This is a genomic window from Nocardia uniformis NBRC 13702 (assembly GCF_001613345.1).
GTDB classification, from domain to species: domain Bacteria; phylum Actinomycetota; class Actinomycetes; order Mycobacteriales; family Mycobacteriaceae; genus Nocardia; species Nocardia uniformis.
Window position 1 is genome coordinate 62,482 of record NZ_BDCE01000040.1, and the last position, 15,862, is coordinate 78,343.

General features: G+C 66.2%; 14 protein-coding genes. 8 read left to right on the top strand and 6 right to left on the bottom strand.

Annotated features, from left to right (window positions below; all coding sequences use genetic code 11):
- The first annotated feature begins 5 nt into the window (after positions 1-5).
- Positions 6-1,073 (top strand): alpha/beta hydrolase, encoded by a 1,068-nt coding sequence (locus tag NU1_RS11670; protein ID WP_067520266.1) that lies wholly within the window; start codon positions 6-8, stop codon positions 1,071-1,073.
- Here NU1_RS11670 and NU1_RS11675 read toward each other — a convergent pair.
- Positions 1,056-2,057, bottom strand: a complete 1,002-nt coding sequence (locus NU1_RS11675; RefSeq protein ID WP_067520233.1) for a Gfo/Idh/MocA family protein — start codon at positions 2,055-2,057, stop codon at positions 1,056-1,058. The genes NU1_RS11670 and NU1_RS11675 overlap by 18 nt on opposite strands.
- A gap of 38 nt (positions 2,058-2,095) precedes the next feature.
- On the opposite strand from NU1_RS11675, the gene NU1_RS11680 reads away from it, so the two are divergent.
- The 3 genes from NU1_RS11680 to NU1_RS11690 all read left to right on the top strand — a co-directional run bounded on the left by NU1_RS11680 (position 2,096) and on the right by NU1_RS11690 (position 5,350).
- On the top strand, positions 2,096-3,385 hold the full coding sequence (locus tag NU1_RS11680; RefSeq protein ID WP_067520235.1) for a glycosyltransferase: 1,290 nt from the start codon (positions 2,096-2,098) through the stop codon (positions 3,383-3,385).
- A gap of 3 nt (positions 3,386-3,388) precedes the next feature.
- Positions 3,389-4,639, top strand: a complete 1,251-nt coding sequence (locus NU1_RS11685; protein WP_067520237.1) for a glycosyltransferase — start codon at positions 3,389-3,391, stop codon at positions 4,637-4,639.
- Between the two features lie 474 nt (positions 4,640-5,113).
- A complete protein-coding gene (locus tag NU1_RS11690; protein WP_157552110.1) occupies positions 5,114-5,350 on the top strand; it encodes a hypothetical protein in 237 nt (78 codons plus the stop codon).
- Positions 5,351-5,370: 20 nt separating this feature from the next.
- On the opposite strand, the gene NU1_RS11695 is transcribed toward NU1_RS11690, so the two are convergent.
- Entirely contained in the window at positions 5,371-9,618 is a 4,248-nt protein-coding gene (locus tag NU1_RS11695; RefSeq protein WP_067520242.1) for an nSTAND1 domain-containing NTPase, read from the bottom strand.
- Positions 9,619-9,642: 24 nt separating this feature from the next.
- Positions 9,643-10,074 (bottom strand): DUF4231 domain-containing protein, encoded by a 432-nt coding sequence (locus NU1_RS11700; RefSeq protein WP_169815041.1) that lies wholly within the window; start codon positions 10,072-10,074, stop codon positions 9,643-9,645.
- Between the two features lie 211 nt (positions 10,075-10,285).
- Here NU1_RS11700 and NU1_RS11705 point away from each other — a divergent pair, with 211 nt between their 5' ends.
- Both NU1_RS11705 and NU1_RS11710 read left to right on the top strand, forming a co-directional pair.
- Positions 10,286-11,056, top strand: coding sequence for a peptidoglycan recognition protein family protein (locus tag NU1_RS11705; RefSeq protein WP_067520246.1), 771 nt, complete (start codon positions 10,286-10,288; stop codon positions 11,054-11,056).
- The gene (locus NU1_RS11710) at positions 11,053-11,781 is read left to right on the top strand and encodes a PE-PPE domain-containing protein (protein ID WP_067520248.1); all 729 of its coding nucleotides are present in this window, start codon (positions 11,053-11,055) and stop codon (positions 11,779-11,781) included. The genes NU1_RS11705 and NU1_RS11710 overlap by 4 nt, the downstream gene beginning before the upstream one ends.
- A 13-nt stretch (positions 11,782-11,794) precedes the next feature.
- On the opposite strand, the gene NU1_RS11715 is transcribed toward NU1_RS11710, so the two are convergent.
- Complete coding sequence (locus tag NU1_RS11715) at positions 11,795-12,337, bottom strand: YaeQ family protein (RefSeq protein WP_067520250.1); 543 nt, start codon at positions 12,335-12,337, stop codon at positions 11,795-11,797.
- Positions 12,338-12,496: 159 nt separating this feature from the next.
- On the opposite strand from NU1_RS11715, the gene bla reads away from it, so the two are divergent.
- The gene (bla, locus tag NU1_RS11720) at positions 12,497-13,435 is read left to right on the top strand and encodes a class A beta-lactamase (RefSeq protein WP_067520252.1); all 939 of its coding nucleotides are present in this window, start codon (positions 12,497-12,499) and stop codon (positions 13,433-13,435) included.
- 18 nt (positions 13,436-13,453) lie between these two features.
- On the opposite strand, the gene NU1_RS11725 is transcribed toward bla, so the two are convergent.
- On the bottom strand, positions 13,454-14,428 hold the full coding sequence (locus tag NU1_RS11725; protein WP_212761183.1) for a helix-turn-helix domain-containing protein: 975 nt from the start codon (positions 14,426-14,428) through the stop codon (positions 13,454-13,456).
- Between the two features lie 70 nt (positions 14,429-14,498).
- Between NU1_RS11725 and NU1_RS41310 the strand changes: the two genes are divergently transcribed.
- A complete protein-coding gene (locus NU1_RS41310; protein ID WP_157552111.1) occupies positions 14,499-14,636 on the top strand; it encodes a hypothetical protein in 138 nt (45 codons plus the stop codon).
- A gap of 21 nt (positions 14,637-14,657) precedes the next feature.
- Here the strand turns inward: NU1_RS41310 and NU1_RS11730 are convergent.
- The coding region (locus tag NU1_RS11730; RefSeq protein ID WP_218027824.1) for an SGNH/GDSL hydrolase family protein at positions 14,658-15,862 on the bottom strand (1,205 nt) is incomplete at its 5' end.

The window sequence follows — 15,862 nt, forward strand, 5'->3', positions numbered from 1 at the left end:
CCGATATGCGTTCCACCAGCCCGGAACTCGATGCCGGAGAGTTGATTTCCTTCCGTACCGCCGACGGTGTCGACCTGCGCCTGCGTCGCGTCGGCCCCGCTGACGCACCCGCGGTACTGCTGGTGCACGGTCACGGGGTGTCGTCGGAGATGTTCGCCCTCCCCGAGATTCGCAATGTGACCGACGCGCTCGCCGATGCGGGCTATCAATCGTGGCTACTCGACTGGCGCGGCAGTTCCCGCCTGCCCCACAACACATCCGGGCGGCCCTACACCTTCGACGATGTCGCGCTCTACGACCTCCCGGCGGCGGTCGCACAGATCAGGGAGCGCATCGGCGACCGGCCGCTGTTCGTCGTCGCGCACTGCATCGGCGCGCTCGCACTGGCGTTGAGCATGACGGGCGGACTGCTTCCCGGCCTGGCGGGTGTGGTCGCGCAGGGCGTCTTCCTGACCCCGAAGGTCAGCACATCGGCGCGCATGCGGGTACTGGTCGGCAGCGAACTCATGGGCTCCCGCGTCACCCATATCGAATCCGACTTCCGCAAGGTCGGACTCTGGAACCGCCGCACCCTGCTCTACGCCGCACTGTCCCGCAAGGGCGACTGCCCCGACCCGACCTGCCGGATGGTCCACGGCGGCTGGGGAATGGGCACCAAGCTGTTCGAACACGACCACCTCGACGCCCGCACCCACGACCGTTTGGCCGATCTGTTCGGTGCGATACCGCTGTCGGTGCTGCCCCATCTGCGGCAGATGGAGTTGGCGCACGCGGTCCTGCGCTGGAATATCGACGACGAGCGCTACAGCGCGCTTCCGCAGAACGCCCTCGATCAGGCCGATCGCATCGACTGTCCGGTCCTACTGCTGTCCGGCAGCCGCAACGCGGCCTGGCTCGATTCCAATAGGCTGTGCTACGAGGTACTTTCAGCACGCAACCCGGGCGTCGACGTCCGCTACACCGAAATCCCCTCCTACGGCCACCTCGATACCTTCATCGGCCGGGGTGCGGCCCTGGACGTATTCGGGTACATCGTCGATTTCCTCGACGAGACGTCAGCTCGGTTGGCGTAGGGGCAGGCCGGAAGCTTGGTAGATGGCATCGATGACAGCCATGGTGTCCACGGCATCGCTCGGCGTGGTGGCTATCGGCTCACCGCGCAGTACCGCGGCGGCGAAGGCGTCGAGTTGGTAGTCGTAGGAGGCACGGCTACCGAACCGCCGTATCCGCCTGCCGTTTTCCGTACGCACCGACAGCACATGTCCCAGCTGCGGCAGCACCGGATTGATCAGGCGCATCCGGCCGCGCTCACTGGTCACGGTCGCGCCGATGCGCAGCACATCCGACGACCACATCGAGCACCGAACGCGACCGGTATGCCCGGATGGGAAGCGCAGCTCCGCGGTCATGGCACGGTCGATGCGCGGGTCGCGCACTTTCGCACGCGCGGCAACCACTTCCGGATTCTCACCCCCCAGTACCCGGGCCATGTGCACGGCGTAGCAGCCCGCATCCATCAGCGCGCCGCCCGCGAGGTCGTAGTCGTAGCGAATATCGGAGAACTTCGGCAGCGGGAAACTCAATGCGGCTTCCACTCGCACCAGTCTGCCCAGTTCACCGGAGGCGATGATCTTCTCGGCGGCCAGCATCAACGGGTGGTAGCGGTAGTGGAACGCCTCCATCACCACGCGATCGGAATCGTCTGCCAGCGCGGCGATCTCACGCGCCTCTGCGGCATTGGCGGTGAACGGTTTCTCGCACAGCACATGCTTGCCCGCCCGCACGGCGGCGCGGGTCCAGCGACCGTGCAGGCCATTGGGCAGCGGAATGTAGACGGCGTCGAGTTCGGGTGCGTCGATCAGCGCCTGATAGCTGTCGTAGACCTGCGCGATGCCGTGCTTGCGGGCGAACCGCTCCGCCCGCGACCGGTCTCGGGCCGCGACCGCCGCGATCACGACCTCCGGATTCCGTTCGGCCGGTTTGATCACCGACGCGGGCGCGATTGTGGCGGCACCCAGGATCCCGATGCGAAGGCCGGAGCGTTTGTCTTCGGTCATCAGCAGACACTAACAAGAGTACGAACGGAGTCGAGAGTATGCGTATCGCATTGTTGACGGCAGGAACCCGGGGTGATCATCAGCCGTATCTCGCCCTGGCCGATGAATTGCGCTCGCGCGGACACCATGTCGAGATGACCGCCACCGAGAACTACGCCGATGTGGTGCGGCGTTCGGGCTTCGAACCGCATGTCATCCCGTTCAACTCCGCCGAACTGCTGGAATCGCCCGCCGCGAAACGTGGTCTGTCCTCCGGCAATCCGCTGCCGTTCCTGCAGATCATGCTCGATACCGTCAAGATCATGGCGGGCGAGCGCGGCGAGCGCATGCACGAGGTCCTCAGCGGCGCATGCGAATCCGCCGATGTGATCGTGTCCTGCGCCTCGACCCTGCCGTGGGCCATGGAGCGCCGGGAGCAGACCGGCCAGACCGTGATCGGTGGTCTGCCGTATCCGCTCGACCGCACCGCCGAGTTCCCGTCGTCGTTCATGGTCAAGCAGATGATCTCGTCGCGCCGACTCCGGCTGGCCAGCTACTCGGCGTTCGAAATCGCCTACGGCGTGGCATATCGCAAGATGGATCGGCGGGTGCGCGAAATGATGGGCAATCCCGGTAAGCCCCGTAATCCGTTCCGCCGCATTCGCGAGGACGGTATTCCGCTGGTACATATGGTGAGTCCGGTGCTGTTGCCGAAACCGGCCGACTGGCCGGACCGTTCGACCGTTGTCGGCGCCCCGATACTGCCCTCGCATATGCGCGAGGCGTGGGGTGAGTCGAAAGTCGATCCGGCGCTGGCCGAATGGCTCGACGAGGGTGAGCCCCCGATCTACTTCTGCCTGACCGGTATGCCGATCCTGGACCCCGTCGGTTCCTGCGATCTGATCGCCGCCGTCTGCCGCCGCCTCGGCGCCCGCGCGCTGGTCGCCGTCAAGGGCGAGGGCTTCCCGCGCGGTATCGGCTACGACCGGAAGCTGTTGGTGCTGGATTCCTTCGACTACGACCGAATCCTGCCGCGGTGTCGCGCGGTCGTCCATCACGGTGGCAGTGGGAACTCGCACGATGTCTTGCGCGCCGGTCTGCCCGCGGTGGTGATCGGGGTGCACAGTGACCAGTTCTTCTACGGCTGGCGGATGTCGGCGCTGGGCATCGGGGCCGACTTCCCGTATCCGAAGCTCACCGAGGACCGCCTGCACGACGCACTGGTCGCGACCTTGACACCCGAGGCACGCAGCCGCGCCGCGGAACTCGGTCGGGTGGTCGCCGCCGAGAACGGGATCGCGGCTACGGCGGACGCGGTGGAAAAACTCGCGCTCTCGGCATCGGCCTGAGCCATGGCCGATCGCGTACACGTCGCATTCTTCACCGACTTCCACCCGGCCACGCTCGGCGGCGTCCAAACCGCGATGCGAGCCCTGTGCGACGACCTGCGCGGCCGTGGGCACCGAGTGACCGTATTCTGCCCGCCCGCACCGGGTTCCACGGTGGCCGATCCCGATACGGTCATACTCGCGGCGATGCCGGGGCTCGCGATGTCGAACGGACTGCCGGTGGTGCTCCCGACCCGCGCCAATCGACGCTTGATCGATGCCGCGTTCGCCGAACGCGGCCAGATCGATATCGTGCATTCCCTGACGACCTACGGCTGCGGGATCTCGGGCGTACGCGCCGCCCGCAGGCATGACATCCCGATCGTCCAGACCATGCAGAGCCGCGATGACACGGTCATCGAAAAGTATTCACCCGTACCGTATCTCGCCGCCCTGACCATGCGGTTACTGCACGGCTGGTTCGTGCCGCTGCGCCGCCAACCGGCCTACGCCGGTGACGGCCGAGTCGCCCGGCTCGCCTGGCGGCCGCTCATCGCCCAGGCTCAGGCGTCCGATCGGGTGATCGTCCCGACCCGACACTTCGCCCGCCGCTTGGCCGCCCGCGGCGTGGACCGTCCGATTCATGTGGTGTCGAACGGCATCGAGGACGCACTACTCGACCGTCTCCGCGACGCGGGTGATCCGACGACGAATACGGGGGCGCCGCTGCGGGCACTGTGGTGCGGTCGCCTGTCGGCGGAGAAGCGTCCGCTCGAGGCGATCGAGGTGGCGCGCCTGGTCGAGGACTGCACCCTGGACATCTACGGCAGCGGCCCCCTCGCCGACCGCACCCGCGCGGCGGTCGCCGACGCGAGCCTGAACCATCGCGTCCACCTGCACGGTGTGGTCGACCAGGCCGACTGCCTCGCCGCCATGCGTGACCACGACCTCCTGCTGCTCACCTCCGACTGCGATACCCAGGGCATGGTGCTGTTGGAAGCGGTGGCCATGGGCCTCCCGGTCGTCTACTGCGATCCCGAACTCTCCGAAACCGTGCCCGACGCCGGCGGTGTCCGCGCACTCGATCCGTCGGTGCGATCACTCGCCACCACCCTGACGGCCCTCGCCCAGGATCGAGCACGTCTACCGGCGATGCGCAAGGCCCTGGCGGCCCACGCCGACGAGCCGCGCCAATCCCGGCACACCACCGACATCGTGTCGGTCTACGCCGCAGCGCTCACCGCGCCGAAACAGACCTCCGGCGATCGGACCTGACCGCCGATCGCGGAGCGCGGCCGAATCCTTTGCCTGCCAGCAGGTTCCCCGCCGCCCGTAGCCCGGTAACGAGAAGGACCGTCCGGTTAGCGAATTCCCGGAAACCCTATGACCTCACGTGCCATATCTCGCTGACATTCTGCGCCAATACGCCTGCAAACCATTGTCCACCAAGGTGTCACCGTTACGGTGTCGATGGGCATTCCGATCATGAGGTTCGGTGGAGCGGGCTCCCGGCCGCACCACCGCTATTTGCTGGCAGCCTCCATGTTCGCCGATGCCCGGGGTCGCACGCCCAAGCGGCCCCCGGTCCTGTCCCGCAGCAGGACCGACGTTGTACCCGCGATACACCGCCACCGGCGGGCGACTTCACAGTGCCCCTGTGACTCCCAGCGCCCGCCGGTGCGGTCGGTGTCCCACGGGATCGCACCGATCGGGGGCGAGGCGCACGCACTCGACGAGGGTGGAGGACAGATGACGGAGGTGATCGCGGCGAGCACCGACGCGCAGCGACTGCTATCGGAAATCCTGGCCCGCTACAGCAGTCTCGACGCCTTCATCGCCCAGCTCCAGAGCGAATTCGACGCCCCCACCGTGCAACTCCCCCGGGTCCGAACACCCATTGTGCCGAATTGGGCCGACCCCACCACGTGGCCGACGCGGGCAACCCCGTCGGGTGGACATGGACGTCACGCCCGCGCGGACGACTGAACTCGATACCGCGCGTCCGGTCAGGGCCCATCCGGAGCGATCGGTAGGTCGGGACACGATTGGTGGTAGTCGAACTCCGCGGAAGCCCATTCGCGCCAGTTCTTTCGGCTGAGGTTCGCGGTCAGCTTGCCACAAAGCTCCGCCGTGACGGATTCGAACACCGGCCACACTCGGACGATCCCGCCGATATCGGCCGTGGCGAACGCCCCACTGTCCGGATGAAAAGCGACGACATCCGAGAGAGGGTCCGAACTGGGTTGCGAGCTACCCATGGAGCTTCCGGTGTCAGCGTCCCACAGTCGAACTGTTCCATCTTCGCCAATAGTGACCAACCACTTGCCATTCGGACTGAAGGCGGCTTTTCTCACAGAGTCGAGATGGCCGGACATCGGCCCGACCACAGTCCGACCGGTCTCGATATCCCAGATCCATACCCGGCCATCGTTCCCACCGGTCACAACACGCTCACCATCGGCACTGACGGCGAGAGTGCTCAGCCGGGACTGCGGGGTGATCGGCTGCCCCTCACTTCGACCGGTCTCGACATCCCAGATCCGAACCCGACCTTCACTATCGGCCGTGGCGAGCCATTTGCCGTCCACACTGAGGTGTGTCCAGACATAGCCGCCACCGTGGTTGGTCGTCGGATCGCCGATCGACTGCCCGGAGTCGACCGCGACGACCTGGACCAAACCACGCGTTGTGATTGTGGCCAAGATCCGGTTGCCCTGGCCGAACGCGATGGATAGCAACCCCACTCCGGGAACCCGCACAGGCTCCGTAACCAGGGTGCCCGTATCGAAATTCCACACGTACACGAAGTCGTCAAATGACACGGCCGCCACCCTGCTACCGTCCGCACTGAACGCCGACGACTTCCATTCCACATCCCCGCGGACGTCGCGGACACGCACACCCGAGAGTGGGCTCACGACCTGACCGCTGCGCGCATCCCACGCATGCCCCATCCCGCTATCGTCGACCGCGATCATTCGTGAGCCATCGGGGCTGAACATGAGTGTCCGTAGCGAGCGTTCGAGATGGGCCGTTCCCTCGATCTGGAACCGTCCGAATGGGGGCTCCCACACCCGGACCGTTCCGTCTGCTCCACCGGAAACAATTCTCTGGCCGCCGGGATCGAACCCGACCGCCGCAACCGCACCGATGTGACCGGTCAGCGGCTCGGCAGCCTTCCGCACATCTCTCGGCTGCCCCTCGTCGTCCTCGATGATCTGCCACATGCCAATCGTCCCGTCATCGCCGCCCGACACGAGCCGCCTCCCGTCCGGACTGAAAGCGACGGCACTGGCGCCTCCGGTACGAACGTCCGCGCCTACACCGATCAGCTCCGCTGCGTCGATATCCCATACTCTGATCGAACCGTCGAACGTGCCTGCAACGATCCGCCTCCCATCGGAGTCGAATGCCACGGAAGTCGCGGTCGCGACATCCAACACGGTGACCGTCTCTCCGGTATCGACGTCCCACACACGTATTGCCTCCCCTACGGAGGCAATACGGTTGCCATCTGGGCTGAACACCAAGTTCGACACCCCGAACGCCGAATCCAACCCGGTGGGGACACCTCCCAGGGGCCCGACCACCAACCGGCCCGTACCGATATCCACCACCCGAATCGCCTGATTCTCGTCGGCGTACGCAATACGCTCGCCATCTGAGCTGAACGTGACGGCAAACCAGCCGACATCGGCCGCTGATTGATACAGGGTTTGTCCTGTTCGGGTGTCCAGCACTCGAAATCCCGAATCCCACACCGCGACCCGACTCCCGTCTGGACTGAAGGCGCGTGCCGGGCCTTCCACACCGGTCGACGACGCACCGGCGGCCTGACCAGTCCGTGCATCGAGAGCATGGACCGTCCCACCCCTGGTACCCGTCACGATGCGGTTGCCGTTGGGGCTGAACGCCACGCTGCGGATTGGCTCCAGCTCATTCATCCATCGAAGATCCAGGTTCGCGTACAACAAATCGGCGGCAGCGGCACGAACCCGCTCATGCGCGGATAATTCGAGCGCGGTGACGACCAGTTGAAACGCCAGCACGGATCCTCCGCCCTGCGGGCCGCTGACCATGGCTTTGCTCTGCACAATGAGCTGCAACGCCAGTGCTTCACGCGCGCGTGCCTGCGCATCATTCTTCGCGTCGCGCGCCTGCACGAAACCGAGCACCGCGACCAGAGTGATCACGAGCGAGATCACCGCGAGGGCCAGGAGCCCCCGGGACTGCGTCCGGATGGCCGCGGCGTGTTCCTGCGCTTTTCGTTCGGCTCGCGACGACGCGGCGGCGAGTGCCTCCGCGGACTCTTGGCGTTCCTTGGCAGCGCGCAATTCTTCCCGCTGGCGACGTTTCTCGATGTCAGCGCGTTCGTTCTCCCGCGTCCGAGATGCGGTGATATAGCCGCGGACCGGTGCCAAGCGCTCCCGGAAGCCGGGTTCGGTTGCCAGCGTTTCGGCTTCGATGAGCCGGGTGCCTTCGAGCAGCCAGGCCTCATCGTGCTCGTTGCGTTCCCAGGCGAGCGCCGACTGTTCGAGTGCGTCAGCGTCTTTCAGCGCATCCGCCCGCTCGCGCAGCCACCCCGCGAGCTCGTCCCACTGGCGCAGCAGACTTTCCACCGCCACCTCGACGACGGTTTCGCCATTGCGATGGTCCTTCACCATCAGGCGGGCCTCGACCAGCAGGTCGATGAGCGGGCGGCTGTCGGCGGGGAGGTCGTTCCAGCGGGCGATGCGGCGCAGCGGCTGGTCGTTGTCGGGGTTGATGGTGGCCAGCCATGGAATAAAGGCGCTCCGAAGCACTTTCAGCTGCGCGCGGCGCTCGACGGGGTCGCTGGCGAGCTCGTCATCGATTTCGGTGCGCACCACACGGCTCATCCCGCCCATCGCGAGGTACTCGTCCAGGGTCAGCACCCCGTCGTCGCCGTAGTCCTGGTACAGCCGGGACAGGGTGAGGGCCAGCAGCGGCAATGTATCCGCGCCCTCGGTGCAGTCGGACAGGAGTTTGTCGACCAGGGCGGGTTCGATGTCGAGGCGATGACCCGCGGCGGTGGCCCGACCGGCGGGTCCTGTGATCACTTCGCGGAACCGGGTGCGGGGCAGGGGTTTCAGCTGATCGAATACGAGGGTGTCGACGTCGGCGAATTGCGGTGCCGTTTGGAACAACTCGTAGCGGTCGGTGCGCACGGTCAGGGTGACCAGCAGCGGTGCCGGGTCGGGGCCGGTGAGGATCTGAGCGAGTAGGTCGAGGAGCTGTTCGCCCTCGATTCCGGCGTCGGCGCCGAAGAGTTCCTCGGCTTGATCGATGGACAGCACCGGGATGGGCTGGGCGGCATCGGAGTCGATCAACCGGTCGTGGGCGGCGAGCGCGATCTCCGACAGCCACTCCCGGACCAGGTCGTTACGCTGCGGCAGTGCGGTTTTGATATCGCCCAGCGACGGGCCGCTGATCCCGAGCCGAGTGCGGGTGCCGTGGATCGCGGCCGCCAGACCCCGAGCGCCGGTGAGCGCCGCCCGTTCCGGGCGCACGATGTCGAGCACAACGAACCGGCGGTCGTCGCGGACCAGGCGCGGGAGTAGACCCGCCCGCAGGAACGAGGATTTGCCGGTGCCGGAGGGGCCGAGGATCGCGAACACCGACGGGCGGCCCTCAGCGCGCATTCCACGCAGCAGGTCCATACCGCGCACGATCTGGGCGTCACGGCCGAAATACACGGCGGCGTCGATGGCTTCGAAAGGCTGCCAGCCGCGGTAGGGCGAGCGGTCCGGGTCACTCGCTGGCGGCCACGGAAAGTGTTGCGCACCAAGTCCCGCCGTGCGCAAACCGTCCAACAGGCGGTACAGGCCCTCGGTGCGGAAAACCACGGTGTCGTAACCGGGTACGACGATTTCGGTGCGCGGGCCGTCCCCGAAGAGGTCACACCGCTGCCATTCGCGGGTGATATCGGTTTCGGTCAATGGTTCCAGGCGAGCACTGAAGATGCGTTTGCCGAGGTTTTCGGCGGTGCGGTACTCCACGACGCATTCACGCGAGGCCTGCCAGTGCGCCGACAGCAGGCAGATGACGGCTTCACAGCGTTCGTTGGCGCGGACCAGGGCGTCCTTCCAGCGAATGCCCGTCGGGATGCCGGTCTCGCGGGTCAGGTCGAGGAATATATCCTCGGACAGACCCGGGTCCTGCTCGATCAGCCACTGCCGCAGTGCGATTGCCGCGGCATTGTCCTTACTCGAATGACTCAGGAAAATCCGTGTCACCGACTTGCCCCTCCCCTGCCACGCCTACTGTCGAGGCGTCTGTGCGCTGCGCTCGGCGTCGGCGAGCCAAGTGCCGGTTTCCTGCGAAATGACGCGCTCTACCCGTTCGGCCAACACCTGCCGACGATCATCGTCACCGTACGGTCCTGCGCCAGCGAGGTATAAGTGTTTCTGCTGTTTGAGGGATTCGGCGGTGGAGCGGTACCGCAGCCAGTTCGCGTGCCACTGGAACAGTTGCTCGGCTCCCTCGGCGACGACCACCACGGCGGCGAGACTCGCCGTCAGCAGCGCCGGTGCGGAGATGGCGGCAACGACCGGCACCGTGGCACCGACCAGCAACTGCACCACCTTCACCGTTGTGTAGGAACGCTTCGCGCGTTTGGCCTGGTTCCGGTACCAGGTGAGCTGATCGTTCAGCCGCGCCCCTACCGGATCGTCATCGCCGGGAGGCCCCACCGTTTGCATCGTATTCGCATCCACCACAGCACAACTCATAGCACGCGACTACGGCTTTTGCTGAATCGAGCTGCACGCGTGCGTTTTTCATGGTAGAACTTTTCACCGATGCGGTTCGCCGCAGGGAACACATTCTTTCGGGGGGATACGTCGGCTATGCAGCTATGTAATTCAGCTATTTCATTGCAGGGCACTATAACTCGGCACCGTCATGTCTTGGACCGGTGACCCGGTCTGGCTCGCGGACGTCTTACGTGCCGAGGGCCTACACGTAATCGAGCACGACGGATGGCGGGAACGAGGACACGGGGATTTCCGCGATATCCGCGGGGTGCTGTGCCATCACACCGGCGGTGGCAACCCGAATGATTGGCGGTACGTACGGGACGGCGAGCCGAAACTGCCCGGACCGCTCGCGCAGCTCGTCCTGGAGAAGGACGGCACCTATCGGGTGATCGCGGCGGGCGTGTGCTGGCATGCCGGGCGGGGCAGTTGGCCCGGGTGGCCTACCGATAACGCCAACTATCACGTCATCGGAATCGAAGCGGTGTCCCGTGGACGGGAGCCATTCGATTGGACGTCCCAGCAGATCGATGCCTATCAGCGTGGGACGGCGGCGATTCTGCGCCGAATCGGCCGGGATGCAGCCGATTGCGTGGCGCATCGCGAATACAGCAGCGAGGGAAAGATCGACCCCGCCGGACTCGATATGCACGAGTTTCGGCGGGCCGTACAAGGATTCATAGAAGGGGGCGCACCGATGAGTGCGGCGGAAGTCGAACAGATTCAGGAATTCATTACCGCGTTCTGCGGGCCGATCGGCAGCGATATCAAGGATGTTCGCGAGCAGCTGTGCGGGCACGGGCAGCGCGACGCCGGGCAATACGCGGGCTGGCCACAACTCGACGGTCTGACGCTGGTCGAGGCCATCGCCGACATTCGCACCCGCTTGGAGAAGCTCGAGCTGGGCGGTACCGCATGATCGACGTCCTCATTGTCGGCGGTACCTGGGCACCGCACGGACACCCCGTGACCGATGCCTTCGCCCACGCCCTCGACCCCGGCCGGTTCACCACCCGAATGGTGCCGTACCCAGCCGATTACGGGCGGCAGACCACTTTCGCCGACAGTCGTGCGGCGGGTGCCGCAGCCCTCGTCGACGCGGTGCACGGCACCGACAACCGGGTCATCCTCGCGGGCTACTCGCAGGGCGCGATCATCGCCGGCGACCTCGCCGCCGAGATCGGCCAGGGGCGCCGACCCGAGATGGAAGTGCTCGCCTGTGCGCTCATCGCCGACCCGCTACGCCCGGCGGGCAGGTTTCTCGATCCCGATCCGGGTGGTTACGGCATTGCCGGGGAACGGCACATCGATCGAATCCCCACGTATTGGTCCGCGGCGCCCGGTGATCCGATCACCGCGCTGCCGCCGGGTAATCCGTTGCGGTCCATTGCCGATCTGTCGCAGTACTTCACATTGACCGGACCGGAGGCGGTGCTGCGCTGGGGCCAGAGCCTGGTCGATGTCGCGATCCAGCGGCAAATGCAGGACTGGTGGTCACCGGAGAACTTCCAGAGCTGGGGTGGCGCAATCGCTTTCGCGCGCGGCTACCTGATCGATGGTCGCCACACCGACGACTACGTTCGGTTCGGGCATGCCGCGCGACTGGGCGAAGCGATCAATAGTGCGGTGACGGTCAGCGTATGACCCGAATGCGGCGCTAGCCGAGGCGGTGTTCTTCGACCGCGCTACTGACGCTCGTACCGTTGATGTCGAGATACAGCGCGCGCTCGGTGACCGACAGGGTTACGGTGTTGCGGCGGCCGATCGCGGCCACCGCGGCGTCGATGAAGTCGCGGTCGAAGCTGTAGAGCGGAATCGTTTCGGCGCGATGGATTTTCTTGCCCGGGAGTTGGGCCAGGACCTTGGCGGGGTCGCGGTGGGTGTAGATGGCGGTGCGGTCGGCGAGTTTGCTGCCACGGTGCACTCGGTCCGCGTCCGGAGCGCCGACCTCGATCCATGCGGTGATACGACCGGTGAGGTCGCGCACCAGCACCGCGGGCTCATCGGTGGACGACACTCCACCATCACTGAAGGTAATGCCGTCCTCGTATTCGAGGCAGTAGGCCAGCAACCGCGTCAGCATGAACTCGTCGTTCTCCGACGGGTGACGCGCCAACCGCAACTCCAGGTCCTGGTAGACGCCGCGGTCGATATCGGCCAGTTGGATGGCGAAGTTGTGCAGTGTTGCGCTGAGGGCCATAGGAGCAGGAGCTTAAGCGCAGTACCGCGGCGCCATACGTCTGGGTAGCCGTGCCGCCTCCCCGCGGGGCATTCACGCTGCGGTGATATCCGTTCACATATCGGGTTCGTCCCGGCGTGGTCTTGGACAGTCGTGCCGATTCCGTGTTGTCGTATCGCCATGACACAGAGCAGGAAAGGCCTGACATCGGCCCACCCGAGATTCGCTGTAGTGATGGCGGCGCTGCTGCCGTTGTTCGTCGCGTGCGGGACCACCTCGACGGACCCGGCCCCCGCATCGTCCGCACCCGCGAACAGGGCGCCCGCGGACACCCGGTTGACCGATCTGGAGCGGCAGCATGACGCGCGCCTCGGGGTGTTCGCCATCGATACCGGCTCCGGCACGACCGTCGGCACCCGTCAGGACGAGCGATCCCCCATGCTGTCGACCTTCAAGACGCTCGCGTGCGCCGCACTGCTGCGCGCTCACCCGCTCAGCACCGGATACTTCGACCAGATCATCCATTTCACCGAGGCGGATGCCGCCGCGGCGGATTATTCGCCGGTCACCGGTAAACGTATCGACACCGGCATGTCGGTGCTCGAATTATGTGATGCGGCAATCACTTACAGCGATAACGCCGCGATCAATGAAGTCCTGAAGCTGCTGGGTGGACCGCAGGCCGTCACCGAATTCGCCCGGAGCATCGGCGACGAGGTCACGCGACTGGATCGCTGGGAACCGGAACTCAATACGGCGATGCCCGGCGATGAGCGGGACACCACCACTGCGGCGGCGATCGCGGGCGACTATCAGGCCCTGGTGCTCGGTGACGCATTGCCCGAGCCGGAGCGGCAGCAATTGACGGAATGGTTGCGCGCCAATACAACCGGTGACAGCCGTATCAGGGCGGGCCTGCCCGGCGACTGGCAGACCGGCGACAAGACCGGCACCAGCGGCCCGTACGGAACGGCCAATGACGTGGCGGTCACCTGGCCGGCGGACGGTACCGCGCCGATTGTGATCGCGGTGCTGTCCACCCACGCGACCGAGAGCGCCGACCCGGACGATGCCTTGATCGCGGAGGCTACGAAAGCTGTTGTCGCACAGCTGCGATAACAGCTAGGAGCCACCGGTTCAGCCGACAGCGGGCGCGCGGAAGGTGCGGCGGTAGGCGGACGGAGACGTGTGCATGGCGGCGTGGAAGTGGTGGCGGAAGGTGACCGGGGTGTCGAAGCCGACGGTCGCGGCGATCCGCTCGACGGGCATGTCGGTGGTCTCCAGCAGTGCCAGGCTGGCCTGGATCCGCTGGCCGATCAGCCAGCGGATCGGGCTGGTACCGGCGCAGCGGTTGAAGTGGCGCAGGTACGTCCTGGTCGACATGTGCGCCTTACTCGCCAGCAGGTCGACCGTGATCGGCTCGGCCAGGTGCCGCCGCGCCCAGGTCATACTGCTCGCCACCCGGTCATCGTCGGCATCCGCGACCACCGGCGCCTCGATGTACTGCGCCTGGCCGCCTTCCCGGTGTGGCTGGACCACCAGGCGGCGGGCGACCGCATTGGCGATGGCGGCCCCGAAGTCGGTGCGGACGATGTGCAGGCACAGATCGAGGCCGGCCGCGCAGCCGGCGCTGGTCAGTACGGCACCGTCGTCGACAAAGAGCGGACGCGGGTCGACCTCGATCGCCGGATAGCGCCGCCGCAGCTGGTCGGCATAGCGCCAATGGGTGGTGGCCCGCCGCCCGTCCAGCAGCCCCGCGGCCGCCAGGGCGAACGCGCCGGAGCAGATCGACACCACCCGGGAGCCTCGCTGGTGGGCCAGCCGCAGCGCCGCCACCAACTCCGGCGACGACTCGGCGGCCGGATCCGCGACGCTGGGCACGATCACGGTATCGGCGGCGGCCAGGTCGTCGAGACCGTGCGGTGACGACAGCGTGGCGCCACCGATCATCCGGACCGGCTGCCGATCCTCGGTGCAAATGGTCAGTTCGTACCAGTCCGCGTCGATATCGGGCCAGACCAACCCGAACACCTCGGTCACAATCCCGGTTTCGAAAGCGGTCATGCCGTCATAGGCCAGTACCGACACCGTCGGTCTCCGCATGCTGCTCATGGCCAAATCTTAGCGAAGAGTGTCGTTAGCGACACTCGTCGACGCTGCCCGAAACGAGCAGCATGGCCGTATGCACTTCACACTTCCCAGGTACCTGCGCACCCTGCGCGAAACATTCGCCGATTTCGTCTACGGCATCGATGCCGCCAATGCCATCAGGCACGGCCTGCAACCCTCGCCACGACGGACCGCTCGCAACACCCGCTAAGCGGTCGGCCGGTCGCCCGTTTCATCGACCGCGGCCGTCGAACAGCCGGGCGACTACGGCCGCCGCCATGGCGCGGTAGCCGGCGTCGCTCGGGTGTAGGTGGTCCCCACTGTCGAAGGCGGGGTTCAGCCTTCGAGGGTCGTTCGGTGCGGACATCACCATGTCGAGGTCGATGACCGCGTCGTACGCGCCCGCGGTGCGAATCCAGGTATTGACGGTCTGCCGAATCCGCTCCCCCTCCTCGCTGTAGTACGGCGACCCGTGAAACGGCAGCATCGTCGCACCGATGACCTCGACACCTGCGGCGCGGGACTGCCGAATGAGTTCGCGATAGCCATCGATGAGTCGGCCGGCGGACACCGTGGTGCGCGGTGCGCCGATAGGGTCCTCGGAGTCGCTCAGTCCGATGTCGTTGATACCCGCCAAGATGAGCACGGTGCCCACTCCGGGCTGCGTCAGCACATCACGATGAAGTCGGGACAGTGCGCTGTCGCCGAGTAGTGCCGAGTCGACGGTCACCCGGTTGCCGCTGATGCCCGCGTTCAGTACCGGGCGGGAAAGCCCCTGGGCCGCGAGCTGATCAGCGAGCAGGTCGGGATAGCGACTGTTCGTATCCGTACTCGATGCGTAGCCGTCGGTGATCGAATCACCGAACGCCACCACGGCGTCGCGCCGGGGCGTCATCGCAAACGCGTCGACACCGGACAGGTAGTACCAGGATCGGGACGTTTCGGTGAAGGCGTCCGCCACCGAATCCGCGCGACGGTCGCCGTCGGCGAGATAGCTGGTGGCGAGCGCCTGCGCGTGGTGGGTCGCCGGGCCGGTGGGATCGGCGAGATACAAGGTGACCGTGAGAGAGTCGAATGGTGCGATCGGCAATAGCACCGGGTCGGTGGCCGCCTCGGCTCCGGCCGCGATCCGAAAGCTCGATCCGAGTCCCATTGTCAAGGGCCGCACCGTATCCGGCACCACCGCTGCCCCACCCGCCGATCTGGCAATGGTCGCGCCCGCCACCTCCAACGGCCTGTCGCCGTAGACGTTCGACAAACGAACGCGGATCGCATCACCGCCCGCGCTGACCCGAATCACCTGACGGACAGTCTGATTCGTGAACCCTTGCGCCGCCCACCCGGTCGATTCAACCGTCGGGCGTTGCTGCGCGGAGACCCACACCGCTTGCCATTCGGCGAGGACGACACTCCTCGCGACACTGAGCGTCACGGCCA